Source organism: Rhizobium sp. P40RR-XXII (assembly GCF_012641405.1).
Classification (GTDB): Bacteria; Pseudomonadota; Alphaproteobacteria; order Rhizobiales; family Rhizobiaceae; genus Rhizobium.
In genome coordinates, this window is the sequence record NZ_JABAII010000004.1 from 178,611 (window position 1) to 203,191 (window position 24,581).

General features: G+C 62.4%; 18 protein-coding genes. 12 read left to right on the plus strand and 6 right to left on the minus strand.

What is annotated here, in order from left to right; genetic code table 11:
• Positions 1–17: 17 nt before the first annotated feature.
• Positions 18–1,361, minus strand: a complete 1,344-nt coding sequence (locus HGP16_RS09650; protein ID WP_168839792.1) for a formimidoylglutamate deiminase — start codon at positions 1,359–1,361, stop codon at positions 18–20.
• Positions 1,362–1,462: 101 nt separating this feature from the next.
• On the opposite strand from HGP16_RS09650, the gene hutI reads away from it, so the two are divergent.
• Genes hutI through HGP16_RS09670 form a run of 4 tightly spaced genes read left to right on the plus strand, consistent with a single transcriptional unit; the run spans position 1,463 to position 6,509 of the window.
• Entirely contained in the window at positions 1,463–2,719 is a 1,257-nt protein-coding gene (hutI, locus tag HGP16_RS09655; RefSeq protein WP_168839793.1) for an imidazolonepropionase, read from the plus strand.
• The gene (gene hutH, locus HGP16_RS09660; RefSeq protein ID WP_168839794.1) at positions 2,716–4,251 is read left to right on the plus strand and encodes a histidine ammonia-lyase; all 1,536 of its coding nucleotides are present in this window, start codon (positions 2,716–2,718) and stop codon (positions 4,249–4,251) included. The genes hutI and hutH overlap by 4 nt, the downstream gene beginning before the upstream one ends.
• A gap of 1 nt (position 4,252) precedes the next feature.
• Positions 4,253–5,938 carry a urocanate hydratase gene (gene hutU / locus HGP16_RS09665; protein WP_168839795.1) on the plus strand — a complete coding sequence of 562 codons (1,686 nt, stop codon included), beginning with the start codon at positions 4,253–4,255 and terminating at the stop codon, positions 5,936–5,938.
• Between the two features lies 1 nt (position 5,939).
• Positions 5,940–6,509 carry a HutD family protein gene (locus HGP16_RS09670; protein ID WP_168839796.1) on the plus strand — a complete coding sequence of 190 codons (570 nt, stop codon included), beginning with the start codon at positions 5,940–5,942 and terminating at the stop codon, positions 6,507–6,509.
• Positions 6,510–6,679: 170 nt separating this feature from the next.
• On the opposite strand, the gene HGP16_RS09675 is transcribed toward HGP16_RS09670, so the two are convergent.
• Entirely contained in the window at positions 6,680–7,234 is a 555-nt protein-coding gene (locus tag HGP16_RS09675; protein WP_168839797.1) for a hypothetical protein, read from the minus strand.
• A 138-nt stretch (positions 7,235–7,372) separates the two neighbouring features.
• Between HGP16_RS09675 and HGP16_RS09680 the strand changes: the two genes are divergently transcribed.
• The 3 genes from HGP16_RS09680 to HGP16_RS09690 all read left to right on the plus strand — a co-directional run bounded on the left by HGP16_RS09680 (position 7,373) and on the right by HGP16_RS09690 (position 10,088).
• Positions 7,373–8,035 carry a sulfite oxidase-like oxidoreductase gene (locus HGP16_RS09680; protein ID WP_168839798.1) on the plus strand — a complete coding sequence of 221 codons (663 nt, stop codon included), beginning with the start codon at positions 7,373–7,375 and terminating at the stop codon, positions 8,033–8,035.
• 204 nt (positions 8,036–8,239) lie between these two features.
• Positions 8,240–9,679 (plus strand): MFS transporter, encoded by a 1,440-nt coding sequence (locus tag HGP16_RS09685; RefSeq protein ID WP_168839799.1) that lies wholly within the window; start codon positions 8,240–8,242, stop codon positions 9,677–9,679.
• Positions 9,680–9,782: 103 nt separating this feature from the next.
• A complete protein-coding gene (locus HGP16_RS09690) occupies positions 9,783–10,088 on the plus strand; it encodes a hypothetical protein (protein ID WP_168839800.1) in 306 nt (101 codons plus the stop codon).
• 123 nt (positions 10,089–10,211) lie between these two features.
• Here HGP16_RS09690 and HGP16_RS09695 read toward each other — a convergent pair whose 3' ends face one another.
• Complete coding sequence (locus HGP16_RS09695; RefSeq protein ID WP_168839801.1) at positions 10,212–10,607, minus strand: type II toxin-antitoxin system VapC family toxin; 396 nt, start codon at positions 10,605–10,607, stop codon at positions 10,212–10,214.
• A complete protein-coding gene (locus HGP16_RS09700) occupies positions 10,607–10,834 on the minus strand; it encodes a type II toxin-antitoxin system VapB family antitoxin (RefSeq protein ID WP_168839802.1) in 228 nt (75 codons plus the stop codon). The genes HGP16_RS09695 and HGP16_RS09700 overlap by 1 nt, the downstream gene beginning before the upstream one ends.
• 172 nt (positions 10,835–11,006) lie before the next feature.
• On the opposite strand from HGP16_RS09700, the gene HGP16_RS09705 reads away from it, so the two are divergent.
• On the plus strand, positions 11,007–12,197 hold the full coding sequence (locus tag HGP16_RS09705; RefSeq protein ID WP_168839803.1) for an acetyl-CoA C-acyltransferase: 1,191 nt from the start codon (positions 11,007–11,009) through the stop codon (positions 12,195–12,197).
• A gap of 258 nt (positions 12,198–12,455) precedes the next feature.
• On the opposite strand, the gene cueR is transcribed toward HGP16_RS09705, so the two are convergent.
• Together cueR and HGP16_RS09715 are read right to left on the minus strand one after the other, a co-directional pair.
• Positions 12,456–12,842: a Cu(I)-responsive transcriptional regulator gene (gene cueR / locus HGP16_RS09710; RefSeq protein ID WP_168839804.1), complete on the minus strand. Its 387-nt coding sequence runs from the start codon at positions 12,840–12,842 to the stop codon at positions 12,456–12,458.
• Positions 12,843–12,853: 11 nt separating this feature from the next.
• A complete protein-coding gene (locus HGP16_RS09715) occupies positions 12,854–15,352 on the minus strand; it encodes a heavy metal translocating P-type ATPase (protein WP_205927486.1) in 2,499 nt (832 codons plus the stop codon).
• 173 nt (positions 15,353–15,525) lie between these two features.
• Here HGP16_RS09715 and HGP16_RS09720 point away from each other — a divergent pair, with 173 nt between their 5' ends.
• The 4 genes from HGP16_RS09720 to HGP16_RS09735 all read left to right on the plus strand — a co-directional run bounded on the left by HGP16_RS09720 (position 15,526) and on the right by HGP16_RS09735 (position 24,575).
• The gene (locus HGP16_RS09720; protein ID WP_168839805.1) at positions 15,526–16,635 is read left to right on the plus strand and encodes an RHE_PE00001 family protein; all 1,110 of its coding nucleotides are present in this window, start codon (positions 15,526–15,528) and stop codon (positions 16,633–16,635) included.
• Between the two features lie 211 nt (positions 16,636–16,846).
• Positions 16,847–18,355: an efflux RND transporter periplasmic adaptor subunit gene (locus tag HGP16_RS09725; RefSeq protein WP_168839806.1), complete on the plus strand. Its 1,509-nt coding sequence runs from the start codon at positions 16,847–16,849 to the stop codon at positions 18,353–18,355.
• Positions 18,352–21,471 (plus strand): efflux RND transporter permease subunit, encoded by a 3,120-nt coding sequence (locus HGP16_RS09730; RefSeq protein WP_168839807.1) that lies wholly within the window; start codon positions 18,352–18,354, stop codon positions 21,469–21,471. Before HGP16_RS09725 ends, HGP16_RS09730 begins: the two co-directional genes overlap by 4 nt.
• Positions 21,468–24,575, plus strand: a complete 3,108-nt coding sequence (locus HGP16_RS09735) for an efflux RND transporter permease subunit (RefSeq protein WP_168839808.1) — start codon at positions 21,468–21,470, stop codon at positions 24,573–24,575. The genes HGP16_RS09730 and HGP16_RS09735 overlap by 4 nt, the downstream gene beginning before the upstream one ends.
• Positions 24,576–24,581 lie beyond the last annotated feature (6 nt).

A 24,581-nucleotide genomic window follows, 5' to 3' on the forward strand; every position in this document is an offset into this window, starting at 1 on the left:
GGGAGGAAAAGCGGTATTTACGCAATGAGTTCAGCCATCGTCTTGCGGAATTGCGCCGAGATTGCCTCGCGCTTGATATGACGACCGCCTTCGACATGCTTGCGACCTAGCGCCCAGACTCCATCGACCTTGACGCCGCCGGCAAATGTCCAGTGATCGAGAATGCGGTCGCCGGAGAGATAGGGTGCCGCACTCGCATCGAGCGAAACGATGTCGGCATGATTGCCGACGGCAAGGCCCGTTGGCGCTTTCAGAGCCGCGCCGCCACCAGCCAATGCGCCGTCGAACAGCATGCGGGCGGTGGAGCCGCCGGTCGTTGCGATGACGTTGCGGGCGCGCAGCGCCAGGCGCTGCGAATATTCGAGCTGCCGCAACTCTTCCGGCACCGAAATCAGGATGTTGGAATCCGAGCCGACGCCATAGCGGCCGCCTTCTTCCAGGAAGAGAGGTGCCGCGAAGACGCCGTCGCCGAGATTGGCTTCAGTGATCGGGCAGAGGCCGGCAATCGCGCCACTTCTGGCCATGCGCCGGGTTTCGTCCTCGGTCATGTGCGTGGCGTGGATCAGGCACCAGCGCTCATTCATCGGCGCGTTATCGAGCAGCCATTGCACCGGGCGGGCACCCGACCAGGCGATGCAGTCTTCCACTTCCTTCACCTGCTCGGCGACATGGATATGGATCGGCCCGTCGCCGGCGATCGGCACGAGCTTTGCGAGCTCTTCCGGCGTGACTGCACGCAGGCTGTGCGGCGCAATGCCGAGCTCTGCGCCGGGCAAGCGGCTGGTGACCGTACGGCAGCCGGCCATCAGCGCTTCGAAGCTTTCGATCGAATTGATGAAGCGGCGTTGGCCGTCGATAGGAGCGGCACCACCGAAGCCGGAGTGAGCGTAGAAGACGGGCAGCAGCGTCAGCGCAATGCCGGTTTCGGCGCTGGCGGCGCCGATGCGTTCCGCCAGTTCGGCGATATTGGCATAATGGCTGCCGTCCTTGTCATGGTGCAGATAGTGGAATTCGCCGACGCGAGAGAAACCAGCTTCCAGCATCTCCATATAAAGCTGCGCGGCGACAGCCTCGACATGATCGGGGGTCATCGACAGGGCGAATTTGTACATGACGGTGCGCCAGCTCCAGAAGCTGTCGTTGGCCGGGCCGCGGACTTCGGCAAGGCCGGCCATGGCGCGCTGGAAGGCGTGACTGTGCAGGTTCGGCATGGCGGGGACGAGAATATCTTGTCTATTGTCGCCGCTTGCGGGTGCGACGTCGGTTGCGATCTCGGCGATCCGGCCGCCCTCGAGGGTCAATCGCACATTCTCGTGCCATCCGTCGCCAAGCAAAGCCGTGCGTGCATGAAGTATCGTCATGGTCTCACTCTTTCCTTTCGGACACGGAGTCCAAAATCCCTCTTGTCAGCCTTTCGATTATGTATATACATTATGAGCCAGCGAGGAAAGGCGTAAAGCTGATGGGTGGGAACAATTTTTCCGAAGACGGCAGGGAAAGCGGCGCGGTAAGCTGCGTGTGGCGCAATGCCCGCCTCGCAACCTTGAAAGAGGGCGAGGTCCGGCTGGGCACGATCGAGACGGGTGCGATCGTGACCAAGGACGGCCGTATCGTCTTCGCCGGCCATGAAGCCGACCTGCCCGATACCTCCGGTGCCGAAACGATCGATCTCGAGGGACGCTGGGTGACGCCGGGGCTCGTCGACTGCCATACGCATATCGTCTATGGCGGCAATCGTGCCCGCGAATTCGAAATGCGGCTGGAGGGTGCCACTTATGAAGAAATCGCCCGTGCCGGCGGTGGCATCGTCTCCTCTGTCAATGCGACCCGCGCGCTCTCTTTGGACGAACTCGTCGCCGTTGCGCTGCCGCGTCTCGATACACTGCTTTCGGAAGGTGTGACGACCATCGAAGTGAAGTCGGGTTATGGTCTCAGCATCGAATCCGAACTGAAAATGCTGCGCGCCGCGCGCAAGCTCGGCGAAGCTCGCCCGGTTCGCGTCATCACCTCCTATCTCGGCGCGCACGCCACGCCGGGCGACTACAAGGGCCGCAACGGCGACTATATTACTGATGTCGTGCTGCCCGGTCTCAGCCAAGCCCATGCTGAAGGGCTCGTCGATGCCGTCGACGGCTTCTGTGAGGGCATTGCCTTTTCGACGGCGGAGATCGCCCGCGTCTTCGATCTCGCCAAGTCCCTCGGCATCCCCATGAAACTGCACGCCGAGCAGCTCTCCAATCTCGGCGGCGCCAAGCTTGCTGCCTCCTATGGCGCGCTATCGGCCGATCACGTCGAGTATCTCGACGAGGATGGCGTCAAGGCAATGGCTGCTTCCGGCACGGTTGCCGTGCTTCTTCCCGGTGCCTTCTACGCTATCCATGAAAAACAGAAGCCGCCGGTCCAGGCGTTGCGCGATGCCGGCGTGCCGATCGCGATCGCGACGGACTGCAATCCCGGCACGTCGCCGCTGACCTCGATGCTTCTGACCATGAACATGGCCGCGACGCTCTTTGGTCTGACCGTGGAAGAATGCATTGCCGGCGCAACGCGTGAAGGCGCGCGTGCACTTGGGCAGCTCGCCGAGACAGGCACGCTCGTAGCCGGCAAGTCGGCTGATTTCGCCATCTGGGATGTCGAAAGCATTGCGGAGCTCGTCTACCGCATCGGCTTCAATCCCCTTCATGCTCATGTCTTCAAGGGAAAAAGGTTCAACCGATGACTATCGTTCTCCATCCCGGCTCCGTGACGCTGCAGCAACTGGCGACAATCTATTGGACTGGTGAGCCGGCTAAACTTGACGCTTCTTTCGACGCTGGTATCGCTAAGGCCGCAGCCCGCATTGCTGAAATCGCGGCTGGTAACGCGCCGGTCTATGGGATCAATACCGGCTTCGGCAAACTGGCGTCGATCAAGATCGACAGCGCCGATGTCGCCACGCTTCAGCGCAATCTCATCCTCTCGCATTGCTGCGGTGTCGGCCAGCCGCTGCCTGAGAATGTCGTTCGTTTGATCATGTCGCTGAAGCTCGTTTCGCTCGGTCGGGGTGCGTCCGGCGTGCGGCTGGAGCTGGTGCGGCTGATCGAAGGCATGCTCGAAAAGGGCGTCGTGCCCGTCATCCCCGAAAAGGGCTCCGTCGGCGCATCGGGCGATCTCGCGCCGCTCGCCCATATGACCGCCGTGATGATGGGCCATGGCGAGGCCTTCTACGCCGGAGAGCAGCTCTCCGGCGCGGCAGCGCTCGAAAAGGCCGGCCTGACGCCGGTCGTGCTTGCCGCCAAGGAAGGGCTTGCGCTGATCAACGGTACGCAGGTGTCGACCGGCCTTGCGCTTGCCGGTCTCTTCCGCGCCCATCGCGCCGCCCAGTCCGCCCTCATCACCGGCGCCATGTCGACGGATGCGGCCATGGGCTCCTCGGCGCCGTTCCATCCCGACATTCATACATTGCGTGGCCACAAGGGCCAGATCGATACTGCCGCCGCCCTTCGCGGCCTGCTCGCCGGCTCCGTGATTCGCCAGAGCCATATAGAAGGCGACGAGCGCGTGCAGGATCCCTATTGCATTCGCTGCCAGCCGCAGGTGGATGGCGCTTGCCTCGACCTTCTGCGTTCCGTCGGCCGCACCCTCGAAATCGAAGCCAATGCCGTCACCGACAATCCGCTCGTGCTTTCGGACAATTCCGTCGTTTCCGGCGGCAACTTCCATGCCGAGCCCGTCGCTTTCGCCGCCGACCAGATCGCCATCGCCGTCTGCGAAATCGGCGCGATCGCACAGCGTCGTATCGCACTGCTGGTCGATCCGGCGCTGAGCTATGGCCTCCCCGCCTTCCTCGCTAAGAAGCCGGGCCTGAACTCCGGCCTGATGATTGCCGAAGTGACCTCGGCGGCCCTGATGTCCGAAAACAAGCAGATGTCGCACCCGGCTTCGGTCGACTCGACGCCGACCTCCGCCAACCAGGAAGACCATGTGTCCATGGCCTGCCACGGTGCACGTCGCCTGCTTCAAATGACTGAAAACCTCTTCGGCATTATCGGCATCGAGGCGCTGACCGCCGCGCAGGGCGTCGAGCTGCGCGCACCGCTGACGACCAGCCCGGAACTGACCCTGGCCATTGCTTCGATCCGCGCCGCCGTCTCTTCGCTGGAAGAGGACCGCTACATGGCAAACGACCTGAAAGCCGCCGCAGACCTCATTGCCTCCGGCGCACTCAATGCCTCGATTTCAACCGACATCCTGCCCTCCCTGGAGATGTGACATGACCAACCCACGCCATAATATCCGCGAAATCCGCGCTCCTCGTGGTCCAGAGCTCAACGCCAAGAGCTGGTTGACCGAAGCGCCGCTGCGCATGCTGATGAACAACCTCGATCCGGACGTTGCGGAGAACCCGAACGAGCTGGTCGTCTATGGCGGCATCGGCCGCGCCGCCCGCACCTGGGACGATTTCGACCGTATCGCCGCGACGCTGAAGACACTCAACGAAGACGAGACGCTGCTGGTACAGTCCGGCAAGCCCGTCGCCGTGTTCCGCACCCATAAGGATGCGCCGCGCGTGCTGATCGCCAATTCCAACCTCGTACCGCACTGGGCGACCTGGGATCATTTCAACGAGCTGGATAAGAAGGGCCTTGCCATGTACGGCCAGATGACGGCCGGCTCGTGGATCTACATCGGCACCCAGGGCATTGTGCAGGGTACCTACGAAACCTTCGTCGAAGCTGGTCGCCAGCATTATAACGGCAACCTCAAGGGCAAGTGGATCCTGACTGGCGGCCTCGGCGGCATGGGTGGCGCACAGCCGCTGGCGGCCGTCATGGCCGGCGCCTGCTGCCTCGCTGTTGAGAGCGACGAGACCCGCATCGATTTCCGCCTGCGCACCCGCTATGTCGACGAGAAGGCCAAGACGCTCGATGAAGCGCTTGCCATGATCGACAAGTGGACGAAGGCTGGCGAAGTCAAGTCCGTCGGCCTGCTCGGCAATGCCGCCGAGATCTTCCCGGAACTGGTCAAGCGCATGAAGGCCGGTGGCCCGCGCCCCGATATCGTCACCGACCAGACCTCGGCGCATGATCCGCTGAATGGCTATCTGCCGCTCGGCTGGACCGTGGAAGAAGCCAAGGCAAAGCGCGAGAGCGACCCGAAGGCCGTTGAAGCTGCTGCTCGCGCCTCGATGAAGGTGCATGTGGAAGCCATGGTCGCCTTCTGGGATGCCGGCGTACCGACGCTTGACTACGGCAACAACATCCGCCAGGTCGCCAAGGATGAAGGTTTTGAAAATGCCTTCGCCTTCCCCGGCTTCGTACCCGCCTACATCCGCCCGCTGTTTTGCCGCGGCATCGGTCCTTTCCGCTGGGCCGCACTTTCTGGCGATGCGGAAGATATCTACAAGACCGACGCCAAGGTGAAGGAACTCACTCCCGGCAACACCCATCTGCACAACTGGCTGGACATGGCGCGCGAGCGCATCGCCTTCCAGGGCCTGCCGGCCCGCATTTGCTGGGTCGGTCTCGGTGATCGCCACCGCCTCGGCCTGGCCTTCAACGAAATGGTCAGGAATGGCGAGCTGAAGGCGCCTGTCGTCATCGGCCGCGACCATCTCGACTCCGGCTCGGTCGCGTCGCCCAACCGCGAGACGGAAGCCATGAAGGACGGCTCTGATGCCGTTTCCGACTGGCCGCTGCTCAACGCGCTGCTCAACACCGCATCGGGTGCCACCTGGGTATCGCTGCACCACGGTGGCGGCGTCGGCATGGGCTTTTCCCAACACTCCGGCATGGTCATCTGCGCCGACGGCACGGATGATGCGGCACGACGCCTGGAGCGCGTTCTCTGGAACGACCCGGCAACCGGCGTCATGCGCCACGCCGATGCCGGCTATGATATCGCCCTCGATTGGGCCAAGAAGCAGGGCTTGCGCTTGCCGGCCATCCTGGGGAACTGAGATGAAGCTGCTGCGCGCCAGTGATCACAAGCGCATGCCCTGGAAAAACGGCGGCGGGGAGACGGTGGAAATCGCCGTTTCGCCCGACGGCGTGGGGCTTGCCGACTTCGACTGGCGCGTCAGCATGGCGACCGTTGCCACGGACGGACCCTTCTCGGTCTTTCCGGGCATCGATCGTACGCTATCCATTCTCGATGGCGAGGGCATGACCCTCTTCATCGAGGGGCGCGCGCCCGAACGCCTGACGCAGGCGAGCGAGCCGCTACCCTTTGCCGCCGATGCGCCGACATCAGCGACTTTGATCGACGGTACGATCACCGATCTCAACGTGATGACGCGGCGTGGAAGCTTCACGCATTCGGTACGGCGCGTTTCGGTCGATGGGACAGTCCAGCTTGCGCCTCGTGGTGGTGTGAGCCTTATCCTTTGTCATCGCGGCCACGCCAAAACTGCCAGGCTTTCGCTTTCGGCAGGCGATTGCCTGCTTCTGGAAGCGGTCTGGACTGACATAGCCGTTTCCGGAAAAGCCGAGCTGTTTCAGATTGATATTCATCCCAATGGTCGACGCTAGAGCCGGATGACTTTAGGTCGAGTCGACCTAAAATCTGAATCCGCTCTAGAATCAAAGAAGTAGAGCGTGATGTCGTCGGAAAACCGCCTGCACTTTTCGGCATCACGCTCTAGGCAAAGACAGCCTGCCGAAGCGATCGACTCGATTTTTCCGATCGAGATCGTGGCAATTTACGCGGGCATGCGTTGTGGGGAGCCGTTTTCGGTATTCCCAGCCCTTGTCTTGTATGCGCGATAGTAGAGATCGATGGCAGCAGCTATTTCCCTGAACTGAGTATCGAACTGGCCGCGCCTGATCAAAACTGGCCGCGGGCGCTTTGATCGCTTCCAAATCTTTGCGACTAGGCCTTCGCTCAGGCTGCTCTTGCTTTCCATATTGACGAATATGGTAGCGGCCTTCGCCGTTCTTGGATCCATGGTAGCGAAGATCACACCATCCATGTGTTCCCAAGGAATGAAACCGACGGCAATCCGGATGTCCTGAATGCCTTGGGGGCCTATCGTTATCACTGGAGTTACAAAGTCGCGGCGAAAATACTCGTATACGGCAAAGGCGATGAAGAAAATCAGCATCGGCAACAGGATCATCGCCAGGACGCGTGCTGGGCCTTCCATTGTCAACATGGCCGCAAGCCCTGCGGCAAGGAAGCAATAGGTTACCAGTATGATTTTGAAGCTGGATCTGGAGTACCTGATTTCGCGAATGGATGTGATATCGGTATTCAAGCTTGCCCCTCATCGTGATTTGCCGAGCCATAGCATTGTGTTTGGCAAGATGCCATCAGCCGATTGATCAGCGTATCTCTGGCTTGACACTCACCCGACTCGACTATCCTATTTCTGCGCAGCAGAGAGGATACCTGTATGAGCGACGACCAGATCCCCGCCGATAGCAAGCTCACCACCTCCAAGCGCCGCTGGGCGGCGGAGGGCAAGTTTTTGACGGGGCGCATTAGCCGGTCCGAGACCGAGCGGCTGCCGCCGGGGCAGCATCTCGTCAAGAACTGGCCGGTGCTCGATCTCGGCGTGCAGCCGCAGGTGTCCCTGTCGAGCTGGCGGCTCGATGTGATTGGCTTCGTAGAAACGCGGCTCAGCCTCGATTGGGCCGCTTTCCAGGCGATCGAGCGAGGCACCCGCGTCAGCGATATTCATTGTGTCACGACCTGGTCGCGCTACGACAATCGCTGGGAAGGGGTTTCGACGCGCGATCTCCTTGATCTCGCCATGCCGATGGCCGAGGCGCATCATGTGCTGCTGACGAGCTATGACGGCTATACCACCAACCTGCCGCTTGCGGATTTCGCGGCCGAAGACGCGATCCTCGCCACTGCCTGGGAAGGCCAGCCGCTGTCGGGCGAGCATGGCGGGCCTATGCGTCTCGTCGTGCCGCATCTTTATTTCTGGAAGAGTGCCAAGTGGCTGAACCGCATCGAGCTCATCGGCGCCGACAGAGCCGGCTTCTGGGAGAAGAACGGCTATCATATGTACGGCGATCCCTGGCGAGAACAGCGCTACTCGGACGATTGACGCCGACAGGTCGTTGCGGGCGTAGGATGCCGCCAAAGCAATCCGGGGGAGATCGCGATTTCTTATGTCACCGTGCCAATTTTTGATGGGGCCGGCGTAGGTTTACGGCTTTGCAAGCCGGCATCATAGGCGTATTCAATGATCGTATGATTGTTGCCGGGCGCGCTCGGTTTCCTTGAACGCCATTCTCTGAAATTTCATGTCATGACCGTTGCCCGGACCACAGATCAGCCTTCCGAAGCAAGCTTCGGCCGGCAGTCCCGCATCATCGCCCTGGTCGTCGCCGTCTCTTTCTTCATGCAGATCCTGGACGGCACCATCGTCACCACGTCGCTGCCGCAGATGGCCAGGACATTCGGCGTCGAGCCGGTGTCGATGAGCATCGGCATCACGGTCTATCTGCTGACCATGGCGGCCTTCGTGCCGCTGGCCGGCTGGATGGGCGATCGCTACGGCGCGCGGCGGGTGTTCCTGGCGTCGATTACCATCTTCACCGTGGCATCGCTGTTTTGCGGTCTCTCGGGCAACTTGACCGAGTTCATCATTGCCCGTGCTGTTCAGGGCGTCGGTAGCGCGCTGATGACGCCCGTCGGACGCATCATCGTGCTGAAAAACGCACGCAAGTCCGATCTGGTGCATGCCATGTCGATGATCACCTGGCCGGCGCTGACGGCGCCCGTCATCGGTCCGGTGCTCGGCAGCTTCATCACCACCTATCTCAGCTGGCACTGGAACTTCCTGATCAATATCCCGATCGGCATTATCGGCCTCGGGCTCGTTCTGCGCTTCGTGCCGGATCAGCGGGAGGAAAAGGTCGTGCGGCTCGATTTCATCGGTTTCCTGCAATCGGCGGCTGGGTTGACCTTCCTGCTCGCCGGTCTGGAATTCGTCGTCCAGGGGACAACGGGGCTGGCGCCCAGCATTGCACTTATTACTGCCGGCGTGGTTTTCTCCGTCATTGCCACCCGGCACTTCATGAGGGTCGATGCGCCCTTGCTCGATCTCTCCGCCTTCAAGGTACAGACCTTCGCGATGTCGACGCTTTCGGCAGGCACTGCGAGCCGGGTCGCGATCAACGCCACTCCCTTCCTGATCCCGTTGCTCTTCCAGGTCGGTTTCGGCCGCACGGCGATCGACGCCGGCACCTATCTGCTGTTTTATTTCGCCGGCAATCTCGGCATGAAGGCGATCACGACGCAGATGCTGAAGGTCTTCGGCTTCCGCAACGTGCTCGTCATCAATGGCCTGATCTCGTCGGCCGCCATCGGCGGATGCGCGTTCCTGTCCCCGGCAACGCCGGACCTCCTGATATATTGCCTGCTATTCATCGCCGGTCTTTCGCGGTCGATGAACTTCACGGCGCTGAATACGCTGGGGTTTGCCGACATCCATGCCGCACAGCGCAGTTCCGCCTCGACATTGTCGAGCATGCTGCAGCAGGTTTCGCTGCTGCTCGGCGTTGCCGTTGCCGCTGCCGTTCTCAATCTCTCGCGCACCATTCATGGTGGGGAAACGCTCTCGCTTGTCGATTTTCGCTGGGCTTTCCTCGTCGTTGGGCTTATCGGTGCCATCTCCGCGTTGCGTTTTGTCAGCCTGCCGCACGATGCCGGCGCAGAGGTGTCCCGCCATAAAGTGAAGACCTGATCAAAACCTTCAAATTCTTAACGATATCGAGACGCTAGCCGCTGTAAAAATGGCTCGTCCTTCCCATATGAATGTTGCTTCAACTCCCATAGGAGGCAGTCTTATGCTGCTCAGAACCCTCGCCATCTCCGCTCTCGTCGTCGGCATGTCCAGCGCCGCCATGGCGGAGCAGGCTCACAAGCATCATCCCAAGCGCGTCAATGTCGAGGCGTTCCAGGCCGATGTTGGCAGCGTCGATCATTCCAAGGACGCAATCCTCCCGGATGGCACCATCAACACTGACCCGTCGGTGACCGGCCCGATCCGCGCCGGCGACTCCATTTCCCGCCTGCAATGCGCCGCTGCCCCCAATTCCGTGGGCGCTCGTTCGAGCACGTATAGTGCGGGCTCCGCTTCGCTTTGCCCGTAACGGCTTGATGGCTAAAGCCGACCTAAAGCGCGTCGCGATCTTTCAGATTCGCTGCCGCGCTTTAGGTCTTTGATCTCGTGCATGTCGTTGTCGCAAACCGCTGCACACTTTTACGCGACATGCTCAGGCCAGCTCGATATCCGTCTGCTTGAACCGGTCGCTTTTCGACAATAGCGGCTGGCGATAATAGCGAGCGCAGGCATAGGTCACGCAATCGTCAAGGCTTAGGCGCGCCGGATGGCCGCCTTGGCCATAGCGCTCGTAGGCTTCGGTAGCTAAGGCGGCGGCGCGGGGCGGTACGGCAAGCAGCTGAATGTTCATGAGCTGCAGAAACGTGCGGACGGCGTCGCCGGCCTCGGTCGGCGATAATTCCAAGATGTCTGAAATCTGGATTGCGGCGTTTGCCGCTACAAGCGGCGAGGTCATTCGTGCCGTTGACGGCTGCATGCGGATGGCGAAGCCACGCGCCTCCTCCTCGTCGGTCATCATTGCCGACAGCACCGAAGCATCGATAAACATCAAGCCTCTCCCGCCGTGCCGGCGCTTGCGCCCTTGTCGGTAGCTTTCTGCTTGAGATTGCGGCAGAAGGCGACGGCGACGTCGGCCAGGGCTGGTTTCGTCAGCTCCTCATCAAGTGCTTTTTGCAAGGCGAGACGGACGGCTTCGGTTTTGGTGGAGGCCCTAGTCAGCGCCTGATAGCGCCGTGCCAATCGATCGATGGCGTCGTCCTTGATATAAAGCGGCATGGAATATCCCTCTTGGTGTTTTGGATATCCTTAGGACGCATCTATCGTGATGGCAATTGCATTCGCTGGCAGTTTTGTGTTCCCCGCGCGCGCGATATTTAGATGACGAACATCATCTAACGTGCTAGCAATGACAGCTGAAGATACTGTTTGCTGACCGCGAGGAGATGTCATGCCCACTATCGATCCCGTCGTTATCGTTTCCGCCACGCGCACGCCGCTTGGCCGTTTCCAGGGAGAGCTCTCGTCATTGCAGGCATCGGAGCTTGGCGCGAATGTCATCCGCGCCGCGCTTGAGCGTGCCGGTCTTTCGGCAGAGAAGGTGGATGAGGTTCTGTTCGGCTGCGTCCTGCCCGCGGGGCAGGGGCAGGCGCCGGCGCGGCAGGCTGCCCGCGGGGCTGGTCTGCCGGATGCCGTCGGCGCCACGACGATCAACAAGGTCTGCGGTTCGGGCATGAAGGCGACCATGCTGGCGCATGACTTGCTTCTCGCCGGTTCGGCCTCCATCGCGGTTGCCGGTGGCATGGAATCCATGTCGAATGCGCCTTACCTGCTTGCCAAGGCGCGCGGCGGCTATCGCATGGGTCATGACCGCATCTTCGACCATATGATGCTTGATGGGCTCGAGGATGCTTATGAGAAGGGTCGCTCGATGGGCGATTTCGGTGAGATGGCGGTCGAGGCCTATCAATTCAGCCGCGACGATCAGGATGCCTATGCAGTGGAGACCCTATTGCGCGCGCGGAACGCTCTTGAGACCGGCGCTTTCGAGGCTGAGATCACCCCGGTTTCGGTGATGGCCAAGGGCGGCGCGGTCACGGTCTCCAAGGACGAGCATCCGCAGAAGGTTTCGCCGGAAAAGATCCCGACGCTCAAGCCCGCCTTCCGCAAGGACGGAACGATCACGGCTGCCAGCGCCTCGGCCAATGCCGATGGTGCCGCGGCCCTGATCCTGACGCGCCGCTCGGTGGCCGAGCGCGAGGGATTGCCCATTCTCGCTGAGATCAAGGCGCATGCCACGCACTCCCAGGAGCCGGCGTGGTACACCACCGCGCCGATCCCGGCGATCCGCAAGGTGCTCGACAAGACCGGCTGGAAGATCGGCGATGTCGATCTCTTCGAGATCAACGAGGCCTTCGCCGTCGTCGCCATGGCGGCCGCGAAGGAACTCGGCATTGCGCGCGATCGGCTCAACGTCAATGGCGGCGCCTGCGCGCTTGGCCATCCGATCGGCGCCACCGGGGCACGGTTGATCGTCACCTTGCTGCATGCCCTAGAGCGCCGGGGCGCGAAGCGCGGTGTTGCAGCACTTTGCATCGGCGGCGGCGAGGCGACGGCGATTGCTGTGGAACGGGTAGGGTAACTGGAGCGATATAAGGGCTGGTCAGGCGGGCCTGTTGATGCCGTGGTTGTGGGCATGGCCCCTCATCCTGGCCTTCTTCCCGCTTATGCGGGGAGAAGGGACAACCGCGCAAAACAACCAGCCTCTTCATTTTACTCGAGGGCCGTGCAGGGGCACTTTGAGCTTCCTCACCCCGCTTACGGGGAGAGGGCTGGGGTGAGGGGTCAGGCACATCGTTCCGGCATCAAGGCATTCGCCCGACCTACCGAGGCAGCGTCCTCACCCCTCCGACAACTCCTCCAAAATCGGGCAGTCCGGCCGCTCGTTGCCGTGGCAGGCGTGGACGAGATGCTCCAGCGTGCGGCGCAGTTCCGTCAATTCGCGGATCTTGCGGTCGATCTCCGTGAGTTTCGTGGCGGCGATGTCCTTGACGTCGGCGCTGGCGCGGCTCTTGTCCTCGTAGAGTGCCAGCAACTGCCGGCACTCCTCCACCGAGAAGCCGAGGCTGCGCGAGCGGTGCAGGAAGCGCAGCTTGTGCACGTCGTCGGCGCCGTAATCGCGGTAGCCGTTGTCGCTGCGGTCCGGGCGGATCAGGCCGATATCCTCGTAGTAGCGGATCGTCTTGGCCGGCAGGCCGGAACGGCCCGATGCTTCGCCGATATTCATCTCTGTTCTCCCTATTTTGCCAGCCGCAGCCGGAGGGCGTTGCCGATGACCGAGACCGAGGACAGGCTCATGGCCGCCGCCGCGATCATCGGTGACAACAGCAGGCCGAAGACCGGATAGAGGACGCCGGCCGCCAGCGGTACGCCGAGGGCATTGTAGCCGAAGGCGAAGGCGAGGTTCTGTTTGATGTTGCGGATGGTTGCTTCCGACAGGTGGCGTGCCCGCACGATGCCGTTGAGATCGCCCTTGACCAGCGTAATGCCGGCGCTCTCCATGGCGACATCGGCGCCCGTGCCCATGGCAATGCCGACATCGGCTGATGCGAGTGCCGGTGCATCGTTGACGCCGTCGCCGGCCATGGCGACGACGCGGCCCTTGGCGCGCAGTTCGTCGATTAGCGCCTTCTTGCCTTCGGGCAGCATGTCGGCGCGCACCTCGTCGATGCCGAGCTTTCCGGCGACGGCGGCGGCGGTCTTGCCATTGTCGCCGGTCGCCATGACGATCTTCAGGCCACTCCCGTGCAGCGCCTTAATGGCGGCGGCCGTCGTCGGCTTGATCCTGTCCGCAACGGCGACGAGGCCGGCGAGCTTCCTGTCGACGGCGACGAACATGACGGTCTTGCCTTCGCCGCGCAGGCGCTCGGTCTCCGCCTTCAAGGCGTCGGTCGCGACGCCAAGATCGGCCATCATCGCGGCATTGCCGAGTGCGATCGCGGCATCACCGCTGCGGCCTTCGACGCCCTTGCCTGTTACCGCCGAGAAGCCGGAGATCTCGACGAACTGCGCGCCGCGCTCCTCGGCGCCGGCAACGATCGCTTCGGCGAGAGGGTGTTCGGAGCCGCGCTCCAGGCTGGCGGCGAGCGAGAGCAGGCGTGCCTCATCGGCGCCCGTTACGGTGACGATGTCGGTGAGGTTTGGCTTGCCCTCGGTCAGCGTGCCTGTTTTGTCGACGATCAGCGTGTCGACCTTCGCGAAGCGTTCCAATGCTTCTGCGTCGCGCACCAGCACGCCTTCCTGCGCGCCGCGGCCCGTGGCGATCATGATGGACATGGGCGTTGCCAGGCCGAGCGCGCAGGGGCAGGCGATGATCAGCACGGCGACGGCGGCCAGCAGCGCATGCGCAAGGCGCGGCTCCGGCCCGACAAAGGCCCAAACGGCAAAGGCGATGATGGCGGCCGCGACGACGGCGGGCACGAAGACGGCGGAGACGCCATCGACCATCGTCTGGATCGGCGCGCGCGAGCGCTGTGCCTTGGCAACGAGCTCGACGATGCGCGACAGCGTCGTGTCGGCGCCGACTTTTTCGGCCTGCATGATGAGCGTGCCGTTCCTGTTGATCGTGCCGCCGGTCAAGGCGTCGCCATTGGTCTTTTCGACCGGCAGGGGCTCGCCTGTGATCATCGATTCATCGATGGTGGATTGCCCTTCGACAACGGAACCGTCCACCGGAACGCGCTCGCCGGGGCGGACGCGCAGCCGATCGCCGGCCTGGATTTCATCGACGGGTACATCGGTCTCGCTGCCGTCGGCGCCGAGGCGCCGCGCCGTTTTCGGCGCAAGATCGAGAAGCGCGCGGATGGCCGAGCCGGTGCGTTCGCGCGCCTTCAATTCAAGCACCTGGCCAACGAAGACCAGCGCGACGATGACGGAAGCCGCTTCGAAATAGACGGGCACGCTCTCGCCATGCCCACGGAAGCTCATGGGAAAGAGGCCGGGCGCCAGCGTGGCGACGATGCTGTAGATATAGGCGGTACCGACGCCGAGGCCGATCAGCGTCCACATATTCGGGCTGCGATTGACGAGCGAATTCCAGGCACGGCGGAAGAAGGGCAGGGCGGCCCAAAGCACGACCGGGGTCGCGAGCACGAGTTCGATCCATGTGGCGATCGGTTCGCCGATCCAGTCGCGGAAGGGCAGGCCGAGCATCGGCCCCATGCTGATGACAAGCAGCGGCAGCGACAGCGCGGCGCTGATCCAGAGCCGGCGCGTGAAATCGACTAATTCCGGGTTCGGGCCTTCATCGGCGGCGGGCACGCCCATGGGCTCCAGCGCCATGCCGCATTTCGGGCAATCGCCTGGATGATCGCTGACGACCTCCGGGTGCATCGGGCAGGTGTAGAGCGTGCCCTTCGGCACTGGCTTCGGCGTGGGCTTGTTGCCGTCGAGATAGGCCGACGGCTCCGCTTCGAACTTCGCCTTGCAGCCGGCCGAGCAGAAATAGAATTTCTCGCCCTCGTGCTTCAGGAAATGGCGCGCGGTGGCTCGATCCACCGTCATGCCGCAGGTCGGGTCCGTGGCGGTGAGATAGCTTTCCGGCGAGGCTTCGAACTTCGTGCGGCAGCCATTGCAGCAAAAATGGAAGGTACGGCCCTGATAGTCCAGCGACGGTTTGCCAGCGTTCGGATCAACCGTCATGCCGCAAACGGGATCGGGCGTCACCGCCTCTTGCGAGTGATCGTGATGATGATCGTGACCGTGATGGCTGTGATCATTTTTGTCATGCAATGCCATATCAAACTCCATTGCCCGGGATAGGGCGTTGGATAGGTTTATGAACCTTCCTGTTACTGGAAGGTCAAGATGAAAAATAATGATTGTCGTCCACAGTTCACAGGGTTCCTTTCCTATCGCATCGCACTGGGCGGTGATAAGTTCCGTAAGGCCGATTCAATGAAGCGATTCCAATGCGATATGATTTGACCACACTCCCGATACCGACGCTTCTGCCCGCCATCATCAAGGCGGAGGACATGCTGGCGCGTCTCGACGAGCGTGTTCTGCGGCATGGCGTGGCAGATGGTTTTCGCGAGCGCGGGCATTTCTTCGATGCCGCGGGCGCGCTTTGGGTCAGCGGCGAACTGGTACATATCGAGGATCTCGTATTGCATGATGCGCGCATGGATACGCGCACGCCGACCCACGAGTTGACCATCGCTCATGCCGTGCTACGGACGCGGCGCCGTCTTTGGACCGCCGATCCTTCCTGGGGGCTGGAGGCGATGGGCCTTGCGGTCCTGCGTGGTGATGTGGGGGAGGCGGAAGACGCGATTGTACTACGTCCGACACCCGCTGAAACATTGGAGCCCGCGGTGCAGGAGGATGAGGAAGACGATTTTGGCGTCGATTTCGCTGAGATCGACGCCATCCTCGCCCGATCCGACAAGGTCCTGAATGGCGGTGTCCCGGAAGCCCGTCAAGCGACGGTCGATGTCCATGATCCGCTTGCGCTCGTTCGCGACGAGGATTGGGATGAGGACGAGCGCCTGGAACGGTGGCGCGCCACTATTCGCGATGCGGATCAGCTGCCGCCGGTTCTCGGCGCCGCCGTGCTTTTCGATGCCTGGGAGCGGATCGAACCGCTGCGGCGGCAGCACTGGCTCGGCGGCTTGCTGGTGAGTGCCTATCTGCGCAGCCGCGGCAAGATCACCTCGCATCTCTTCTGCCTGAATGTCGGCCTGAAAGCGGTCCGGCATGACCGGCGGCGCGCGTCGGACCGCATCACGCGCCTGACGGCGTTCCTGGAGGCGATGGCGCTTTCGGCCGATTCAGGCCTGAAGGAGCTCGATCGCCTGTCGCTCGCCAAGCTCCAAATGCAGTTGAGGCTCAAGGACCGGCGGTCGAACAGCAGCCTGCCCGAGGTCATCGATATCGTGCTGTCGAGGCCGATCGTTTCAGCGAAGATGATCGCACGGCATGTCGGCGTTACCTCGAGAGGGGCACTCAATCTGGTAGCCGAACTCGGCCTGCGCGAGATGACGGGTCGCGGGCGTTACCGCGGCTGGGGCGTGCTTTGACCCGTTCCGCCGGGCAGCACGCGTACATATCTCATCTTTGCCACTACAACCCTGGTTTTTGTCCAATGTAACAGTTTGTTACGCTAAGTCGCGCTAAAATGGACAAAATTTAATGGCCATACCAAATTCCTAAGCGGCACGATGCAAGCTAGAGTCGCGCCATCGATATCGGGATCGCAGATCACCGAAGGCTTTGAAGGAAGGTATGTTGATGGCTCGGACGTTTCGGGTCGCAGTGTGGTTGGCGGTCATCGGCGCGGTTGGATACGTCGCCTATGCGACCCGTGATCGCTGGCTTGGGCCGGCGGAGAAGCTGCTCGGCTATCAGAATGCCGCAGCACCTGCCGAGCAGGCGCAAGGCGAGCGCCGGGGCGGCGGACGAGGTCAAGGCGGTGGCGGAGGACGGCGTAGCCTTTCGGAGTTCAGCGGCCCCGTTCCGGTGCTGGTCGCCGATGCCAAGGCCGCCGATGTGCCCGTCTATATCGATGGCGTGGGTTCGGTAAAGGCCCTGAACACCGTCACCGTGCGGGCGCAGGTCAGCGGCAAGATCGTCGAAATCGACTTCGTGGAAGGCCAGGATATAAAGAAGGGCGATGTCATCGCCCGCATCGATGATGGCGTCTACAAGGCACAGCGTGATCAGGCGGTTGCCAAGAAGGCGCAGGACGAAGCCCTGCTTGCCGGCGCTCAACGTGACCTTGCCCGCTTTCAGCTCATGGTGAAAAGCGCTTCGGGCACGCAGCAGCAGGTCGACACCCAGATCTCGCTGGTGGCGCAGTATACCGCGCAGATCCAGGTCGATGTGGCTGCCATCGAAAGCGCGCAGGCAACGCTCGACTATACGACCATCAAGGCGCCCATCGACGGGCGCACCGGTATCCGCAACGTCGATATCGGCAACCTCGTCAGCTCGTCGGATGCGACAGGCATCGTGACGCTATCGCAGATCAGGCCGATCTCCGTGCTGTTTTCCATTCCGCAGCAGCAGCTTGCCCGCATCAATACAGCAAGTTCGGCCGGAACGCTCGCCGTCCAGGCCATGGGAAGCGATGGCCAGACGGTGGTCGACAACGGCACGCTGGCGGTGGTCGACAATCAGGTCGATCCGACCACCGGTACGGTCAAGCTGAAGGCGAATTTTCCGAACGAGAAGCTGGCACTTTGGCCGGGAGCCTTCATCAATGCCCGCCTGCTGGTGGAGACGCTGAAGGGCGTCACCGTCATTCCGAGCGGGGCGGTGCAGCGCGGGCCGAACGGCACGTTCGTCTACATCGTCAGTCAGGGTCAGACCGTGGCCATGAAGTCGGTGAAGGTGCGTCAGCAGGACGACACGCTGGCCGTCATTGCCGATGGCGTATCCCCGGGTGACAAGGTGGTGACCACGGGCTTCGCGCGGCTACAGGATGGGTCGAAAGTGCAGATTTCGGCCAACCCGGATCAGGTGGCGCCAAGCGCGCCCGCATCGAAGGATCAAGGACAGCCGGTTGCGGAGAACGACCCGCAGAAGGGCCAGGACAATGCCAATGGCGGCGAGCGGCCGCACCGCCGGCACAACGGCCAAGGTGATCAAGGCGGCCAAGATGGTCAGGGCGGTGCCGGTGGTCATAGCGGCCATCGCGGTCAAGATGGCCAGCCTGCCGCCGGCACCGAGCAGGGTGCGGATACGAGCGGCGGCTCGGCATCCAATAATTCGTCCGCCGCGCCGACACAGCAACAATGAACGTTTCGTCGCTCTTTATCGGCCGGCCCATCGCCACCTCGCTTCTCGGGGTGGCGGTTCTCTTGGGCGGCATTCTCGGTTTTCTCTTCCTGCCGGTCGCGCCGCTGCCGCAGGTGGATTTTCCGACGATCCAGGTGACGACGCAGCTTCCGGGAGCCGATCCCGATACGATGGCCGCCCTGGTGACCGCGCCTCTGGAACGGCCGCTCGGCCAGATCCCGTCGCTCGCCTCCATGACCTCATCGAGCGCCTTCGGCATCAGCCAGATCACGCTGCAGTTCGATCTCGGCCGCGATATCGATGGCGCCGCGCAAGACGTGCAGGCGGCGATCAATGCCGCCGGCTCGACCCTGCCACGCACGCTTCCATATCCGCCGACCTATTCGAAGGTGAACCCGGCCGATACGCCGATCGTGACGCTCGCCCTGCGCTCCAACAGCTATTCGATCCGCGAGCTCAGCGATTTCGCCGATACGATGATGGCCCAGCGCCTCAGTGAAGTTTCCGGAGTCGGCGACGTCAATATCCAGGGCGGGGTCAAGCCCGCCATCCGCATCCAGGTAGACCTGCCGCGTCTCGCCTCCTATGGTCTTGCGCTGGAAGACATACGCTCGGCGATCACGAATGCGAGCGTCGCCGGCGCCAAGGGGGCGCTCGACGGCACGCAACAGAGCTTCACGCTTGCCGCCAACGACCAGATCGTCGATCCGAACGTCTATAAGTCCGTCATCGTCGCCTATCGCAACAGTGCGCCGGTGCAGTTGAAGGATGTGGCAACCGTCGTCGAGGGCTTGGAAAACAACCGCGTCGGCGCCTGGTATCAGGGGCAACCGGCCGTCATTCTTGACATCATGCGCCAGCCGGGCGCCAACGTCATCCAGACGGTCGAGAACGTGCTGAAGCAGCTTCCGAAGCTGAAGCAGGCGATGCCGGCCGGTATTTCGCTTGATATCGTCAATGACCGCACCGAGACCATCCGGGCTTCGATCCATGATGTGCAATGGACGCTGGTCATCAGTATCGGTCTCGTCATCCTTGTGGTTCTGCTGTTCCTGCGAACGATGACGGCGACCTTCATTGCCGGTGTGGCGCTGCCGCTGTCGCTGATTGCGACCTTCGGCGTCATGTGGTTCGCCGGCTTCAGCCTCGACAATCTCTCGCTGATGGCGCTGACCATCGGCACCGGCTTCGTCGTCGACGACGCCATCGTGATGATCGAGAACATCGCCCGCCATATCGAAGAAGGCGAGAACCCGATGCAGGCGGCGCTGAAGGGCGCCGGCGAGATCGGCTTCACCATTATTTCGCTCACCGTCTCGCTGGTTGCTGTATTCATTCCGCTGCTATTCATGACCGGGATCGTTGGGCGCATGTTCCGCGAATTCGCGCTGACGCTCACCATTGCCGTCGTCGTGTCGGCAGTGGTTTCGTTGACGCTGACGCCGATGATGTGCGCGCGTATCCTGCGCAAGCCTAGGGAACGACAAGGCGGTTTCCTGGCCGGTGCCGATCGTTTCACGGAATGGCTGATCGAGGGCTATCGGCGCAGCCTTGTCTGGGCGGTGGATCGCAGCGCGCTGATGCTCATGATCACGGTCGTGACGCTGGCCGCGACGATCGCGCTCTATGTCGTCATCCCCAAGGGCTTCCTGCCGGCTCAGGATACAGGGCTGATCACCGCCGTCATCGAGGCCGAGCCGACGACGTCCTTCGAGACGATGAAGCAGATACAGGCCAATGTCGCCGACCGGCTGCGCAAGGACCCGGATGTCAGTGGCGTCGTCTCCGTCATCGGCACCAGCGCCAGCAATCTGACGCTGAACACGGGCAATCTCAGCCTCGTACTGAAGCCGAGAAACCGGCGTGACGCTTCCGCAGATCAGATCATCGACCGCTTGCGCGACGAGGTCGCCGGCATGCCAGGCATCCACGTCACCTTCCAGAGCGTGCGCGACATCTCGATCAGCACCCGGGCAAGCCGCGCGCCCTATCAGTACACCTTGACGGCGACGGATACGGCGACCGTGGTCGAGTGGTCGGCAAAGCTGGCGCAGCGTCTGCAACGGAGCCCGAAGCTCATCGATGTCGCCTCCGAAGTCGAAATGGGCGGCGGCCGCATCTTCGTCGATGTCGACCGCGAGACCGCCTCGCGGCTCGGCGTATCGATGCAGGCCGTCGGCGATACGCTGAACGATGCCTTCGGTCAGCGCCAGATCGCGACGATCTATGGCCAGGCCAACCAATATCGCGTCATCCTGGAGGCTGCACCGGAATATCAATCCGATCCGAAATCGCTCGACAAGCTCTATGTCGCCGGCGCCAGCGACACGCAGGTACCGCTCAACGCCTTCACCTCGGCGAGCTTCACGACCGCGCCGCTGGTCATCAGCCATGACGAGCAGTTTCCGGCCGTGACGCTCAGCTTCGATCTCGCCAAGGGCGCGTCGCTCAGCGACGCCGTGGCCGAAATCAAGGCGGCGGAGCTGGACATCGGCATGCCTGACACCATCCAGCGCAAATATTCCGGCGATGCCGAGGAATTTGCCTCGTCGCTTGCGGGCGAGCCCTGGCTGATCCTGGCGGCGGTCGTGACGATCTACATCGTGCTCGGCCTGCTCTACGAGAGCGCCGTTCATCCGGTGACGATCCTTTCGACGCTGCCTTCCGCCGGTGTCGGCGCACTACTGGCGCTGATGCTGTTCGGGCAGGATCTGTCGATCATCGCCCTGATCGGCATCGTGCTCTTGATGGGCATCGTGAAGAAGAATGCGATCATGATGATCGACTTCGCGCTGGAGGCGGAGCGCAAGGAAGGTTTCGAACCGCGCGAGGCGATCCTTAAGGCCTCGATCCTGCGTTTCCGGCCGATCATGATGACGACGCTGGCGGCGCTCTTCGGCGCCTTGCCGCTGGCACTGGCGCAGGGCACGGGCGCCGAGCTGCGCATTCCGCTTGGGATCACCATTATCGGCGGCCTCGTGCTTTCGCAGCTTCTGACGCTCTATACGACGCCGGTGATCTACCTGGCTTTCGAACGGCTGCGTGCCCGCGTCGTCGGCCGTACCAGTGGAACGCCAAGTCCCGAGATGGACGAAATGGCGGGTGGCGAGACATGAACATCTCCGAGCCGTTCGTCAAACGCCCGGTCGGGACGACGCTTCTGGCGATCGGGCTGATGATCCTCGGCATCGTCGCCTATCGCTTCCTGCCGGTCGCAAGCCTGCCGACCGTGGACCTGCCGACGATCGTCGTCTCCGCCAGCCGTCCCGGCGCCGATCCCGCCAGCATGGCGGCAAGCGTTGCCGCCCCTCTCGAACGTCATCTCGGCACGATTGCCGGCATCACGCAACTGACCTCCGTCAGCTCGCTCGGATCCAGCACCATCATCGCGCAATTCGACCTCTCGCGCAGCGTCGATGGCGCCGCCCAGGACGTGCAAGCGGCACTGAACGCGGCGGCGACCGACCTGCCGGGCGATCTGCCGACCTTGCCGTCTTTCCGCAAGATCAATCCGGCCGCGGCGCCCGTCATCATCCTGGCGCTGACGTCCGACAATGTCCCTGCAAGTGCCATCTATGATGCCGCCGACACGGTGGTGTTGCAGCGCATCTCCCAGGTGGATGGCGTCGGCGGCGTAACGGTGAGCGGTGCCGATCAGCCGGCGATACGTGTTCGCCTGGATCCTGACAGGCTCGCCGCAATGGGCCTGTCGCTCGATGCCGTGCGCACGGCGATCGTCAACGCCAATGTGCTCGGTCCCTTCGGCTCGATCGATGGCGCCAGCGGCGCTTTCTCCGTTGCGGTAAACAGCCAGCTTCGTACGCCGGAAGCCTATGGACGGATCATCGTGCAAAGCGGCGACGGGACGGCCGTTCGCCTTTCCGATATCGCCACCGTCGAGCCGGGCGTGCGCAACAGCCGCTCCGATGCCTGGTATGATGGCAAGCCGGCCGTGCTGCTCAACATCACCAAGCAGGCGGATGCGAACGTCATCGCCACCGTCGACGGCGTCAAGCAGCTGATCCCCGAGCTGCAGCGGCTGATCCCTGCCGGGGTGAAAATATCAATCCTTTCCGACCGCACTACGACGATTCACGCCAGCGTCAACGACATGCAATGGACACTGCTCGCCACCATCTGCCTGGTCATGGCCGTGGTATTTATCTTCCTGCGACGCGCGACGCCGACCTTTGCCGCCGGCGTCACCGTGCCGCTCTCGCTTGCCGGAACCTTTGCGGCGATGTGGCTCTTCGGGCTGTCGATCGACAATCTCTCCCTCATGGCGCTTGCCGTCTCCGTCGGCTTCGTCGTCGATGACGCCATTGTCATGATCGAGAATATCTATGCCAATCTGGAAACCGGCATGAAGCCAATGCGGGCGGCGCTCGAAGGCGCGAAACAGATCGGCTTCACGGTCATCTCGATCAGCCTGTCGCTGCTTGCCGCCTTCATACCCCTGTTCTTCATGGGTGGTATCGTCGGTCGCTTCTTCCAGACCTTCTCGCTGACGCTCGGCTTTACCATCGTCGTTTCGACGCTGGTGTCGCTGACGCTGACGCCGATGATCTGCGGCCATCGCCTGCGTTCGCATGATATCGACGCGAAGCCTGGTCCATTCGGCCGCTTCGTCGAGGGCACGTTGGGCGCGATTATCGGATTTTACGGCCGCACGCTGAAAGCGGTGCTGCACCATCGGGTGCTTTCGGTGCTTGTCATCGTCGCCTGCGTGGTCATGTCGGGCTATCTCTACGTCAAGGTGCCGAAGGGCTTCCTTCCGCAGGACGATACCGGCTTCATCCAGGGCGGCACGCAGGCGGCGACCGACATCTCCTATCCGGCCATGGTGAAGCTGCAGCAGCAGGCGGCCGATATTGCCGCGAAGGATCCGGCGGTTTCCGGTCTCGGCTCCTCCGTCGGTGGTGGAGGCTTCTCCAGCTCCGTCAATCGCGGGCAGCTCTTTATCTCGCTGAAACCGGAGTCTGAGCGTGCGCCGACGGCCGAAGTCATAGACCGCCTCCGCAAGCAGCTGACGGCCGTCCCGGGCCTCAGCACCTTCCTGTTTTCGCCCGGTGATATCCGCGCCGGTGCGCGCCAGTCGCAATCGCAGTACCAGTTCACGGTCTGGGGCGCGAATTATGATGAGCTGGTCGAATGGGCGCCCAAGGTGATGCAGCGCCTACAGGCCCTTCACGAGCTCACCGATGTCGCGACTGACAGGCAGCCCAACGGCTTGCAGGCGACCGTCAATATCGACCGCAGCATAGCCTCGCAGCTTGGCGTCAACATCCAGTCCATCGATGCCGCCCTGAACAACGCCTTCGCGCAGCGGCAGATCTCGACGATCTATACGCAGCGAAACCAGTATCGCGTCGTGCTGGAGGCGGATCCGAACTATGCGCTCGACCCCCATGATATTTCCAAGCTCTATGTGCCGGCCTCCGGTGGCACGCAGGTGCCGCTGAGCGCCGTCGCGTCGATCGATCGAACGCTTGCGCCGCTGGTGGTCAATCATCAGGGTCAGTATCCGTCCGTGACCATCTCCTACAATCTGGCGCTCAATACGCCGTTGCAGGTGGCGAACGATGCCATCCAGAAAGCGGTTCTGGACATGCATCTGCCCGACACGCTGCATGCGGATTTCGCCGGCGATGCGGCGAGCGTCACTCAATCGTCCGGCGGTCAGCCATTGCTGCTGCTCGCGGCGCTGCTGACGGTCTATATCGTTCTCGGCATTCTCTATGAAAGCCTCGCACACCCGCTGACGATCATTTCAACGTTACCATCAGCCGGTCTCGGCGCGCTGCTGGCGCTCGCCATCAGCGGCACGGAGCTGACGCTTATCGCCTTCATCGGCATCATCCTGTTGATCGGCATCGTCAAGAAGAACGGCATCATGATGGTGGACTTCGCCCTGCATGGCGAGCGGACACTCGGCCTGTCTTCGGAGGAGGCCATCTATCAGGCATGCCTCAAGCGTTTTCGGCCGATCCTGATGACGACGCTGGCGGCGCTGATGGGCGCCATCCCGCTGATCATCGCCACCGGCCCGGGCTCGGAGCTGCGCCGCCCCCTCGGCATCACCATCGTCGGCGGCCTTGTCGTGTCGCAGGTGCTGACGCTCTATACCACGCCGATCATCTACCTGATGCTTGCCAAGCTGCATGCAAGATGGTCGCCGAAGGCGCAGACCGCGGCGCCAGTTCCAGCTTCGTCGAGCTGACGAGAA

Excerpts from the sequence above, each read along its gene's own strand:
- HGP16_RS09650 (WP_168839792.1), bottom strand. The coding sequence starts at position 1,361 with ATGACGATACTTCATGCACGCACGGCTTTGCTTGGCGACGGATGGCAC.
- hutI (WP_168839793.1), top strand. The coding sequence starts at position 1,463 with ATGGGTGGGAACAATTTTTCCGAAGACGGCAGGGAAAGCGGCGCGGTA.
- hutH (WP_168839794.1), top strand. The coding sequence starts at position 2,716 with ATGACTATCGTTCTCCATCCCGGCTCCGTGACGCTGCAGCAACTGGCG.
- hutU (WP_168839795.1), top strand. The coding sequence starts at position 4,253 with ATGACCAACCCACGCCATAATATCCGCGAAATCCGCGCTCCTCGTGGT.
- HGP16_RS09670 (WP_168839796.1), top strand. The coding sequence starts at position 5,940 with ATGAAGCTGCTGCGCGCCAGTGATCACAAGCGCATGCCCTGGAAAAAC.
- HGP16_RS09680 (WP_168839798.1), top strand. The coding sequence starts at position 7,373 with ATGAGCGACGACCAGATCCCCGCCGATAGCAAGCTCACCACCTCCAAG.
- HGP16_RS09685 (WP_168839799.1), top strand. The coding sequence starts at position 8,240 with ATGACCGTTGCCCGGACCACAGATCAGCCTTCCGAAGCAAGCTTCGGC.
- HGP16_RS09690 (WP_168839800.1), top strand. The coding sequence starts at position 9,783 with ATGCTGCTCAGAACCCTCGCCATCTCCGCTCTCGTCGTCGGCATGTCC.
- HGP16_RS09695 (WP_168839801.1), bottom strand. The coding sequence starts at position 10,607 with ATGTTTATCGATGCTTCGGTGCTGTCGGCAATGATGACCGACGAGGAG.
- HGP16_RS09700 (WP_168839802.1), bottom strand. The coding sequence starts at position 10,834 with ATGCCGCTTTATATCAAGGACGACGCCATCGATCGATTGGCACGGCGC.
- HGP16_RS09705 (WP_168839803.1), top strand. The coding sequence starts at position 11,007 with ATGCCCACTATCGATCCCGTCGTTATCGTTTCCGCCACGCGCACGCCG.
- cueR (WP_168839804.1), bottom strand. The coding sequence starts at position 12,842 with ATGAATATCGGCGAAGCATCGGGCCGTTCCGGCCTGCCGGCCAAGACG.
- HGP16_RS09715 (WP_205927486.1), bottom strand. The coding sequence starts at position 15,352 with ATGGCATTGCATGACAAAAATGATCACAGCCATCACGGTCACGATCAT.
- HGP16_RS09720 (WP_168839805.1), top strand. The coding sequence starts at position 15,526 with ATGCGATATGATTTGACCACACTCCCGATACCGACGCTTCTGCCCGCC.
- HGP16_RS09725 (WP_168839806.1), top strand. The coding sequence starts at position 16,847 with ATGGCTCGGACGTTTCGGGTCGCAGTGTGGTTGGCGGTCATCGGCGCG.
- HGP16_RS09730 (WP_168839807.1), top strand. The coding sequence starts at position 18,352 with ATGAACGTTTCGTCGCTCTTTATCGGCCGGCCCATCGCCACCTCGCTT.
- HGP16_RS09735 (WP_168839808.1), top strand. The coding sequence starts at position 21,468 with ATGAACATCTCCGAGCCGTTCGTCAAACGCCCGGTCGGGACGACGCTT.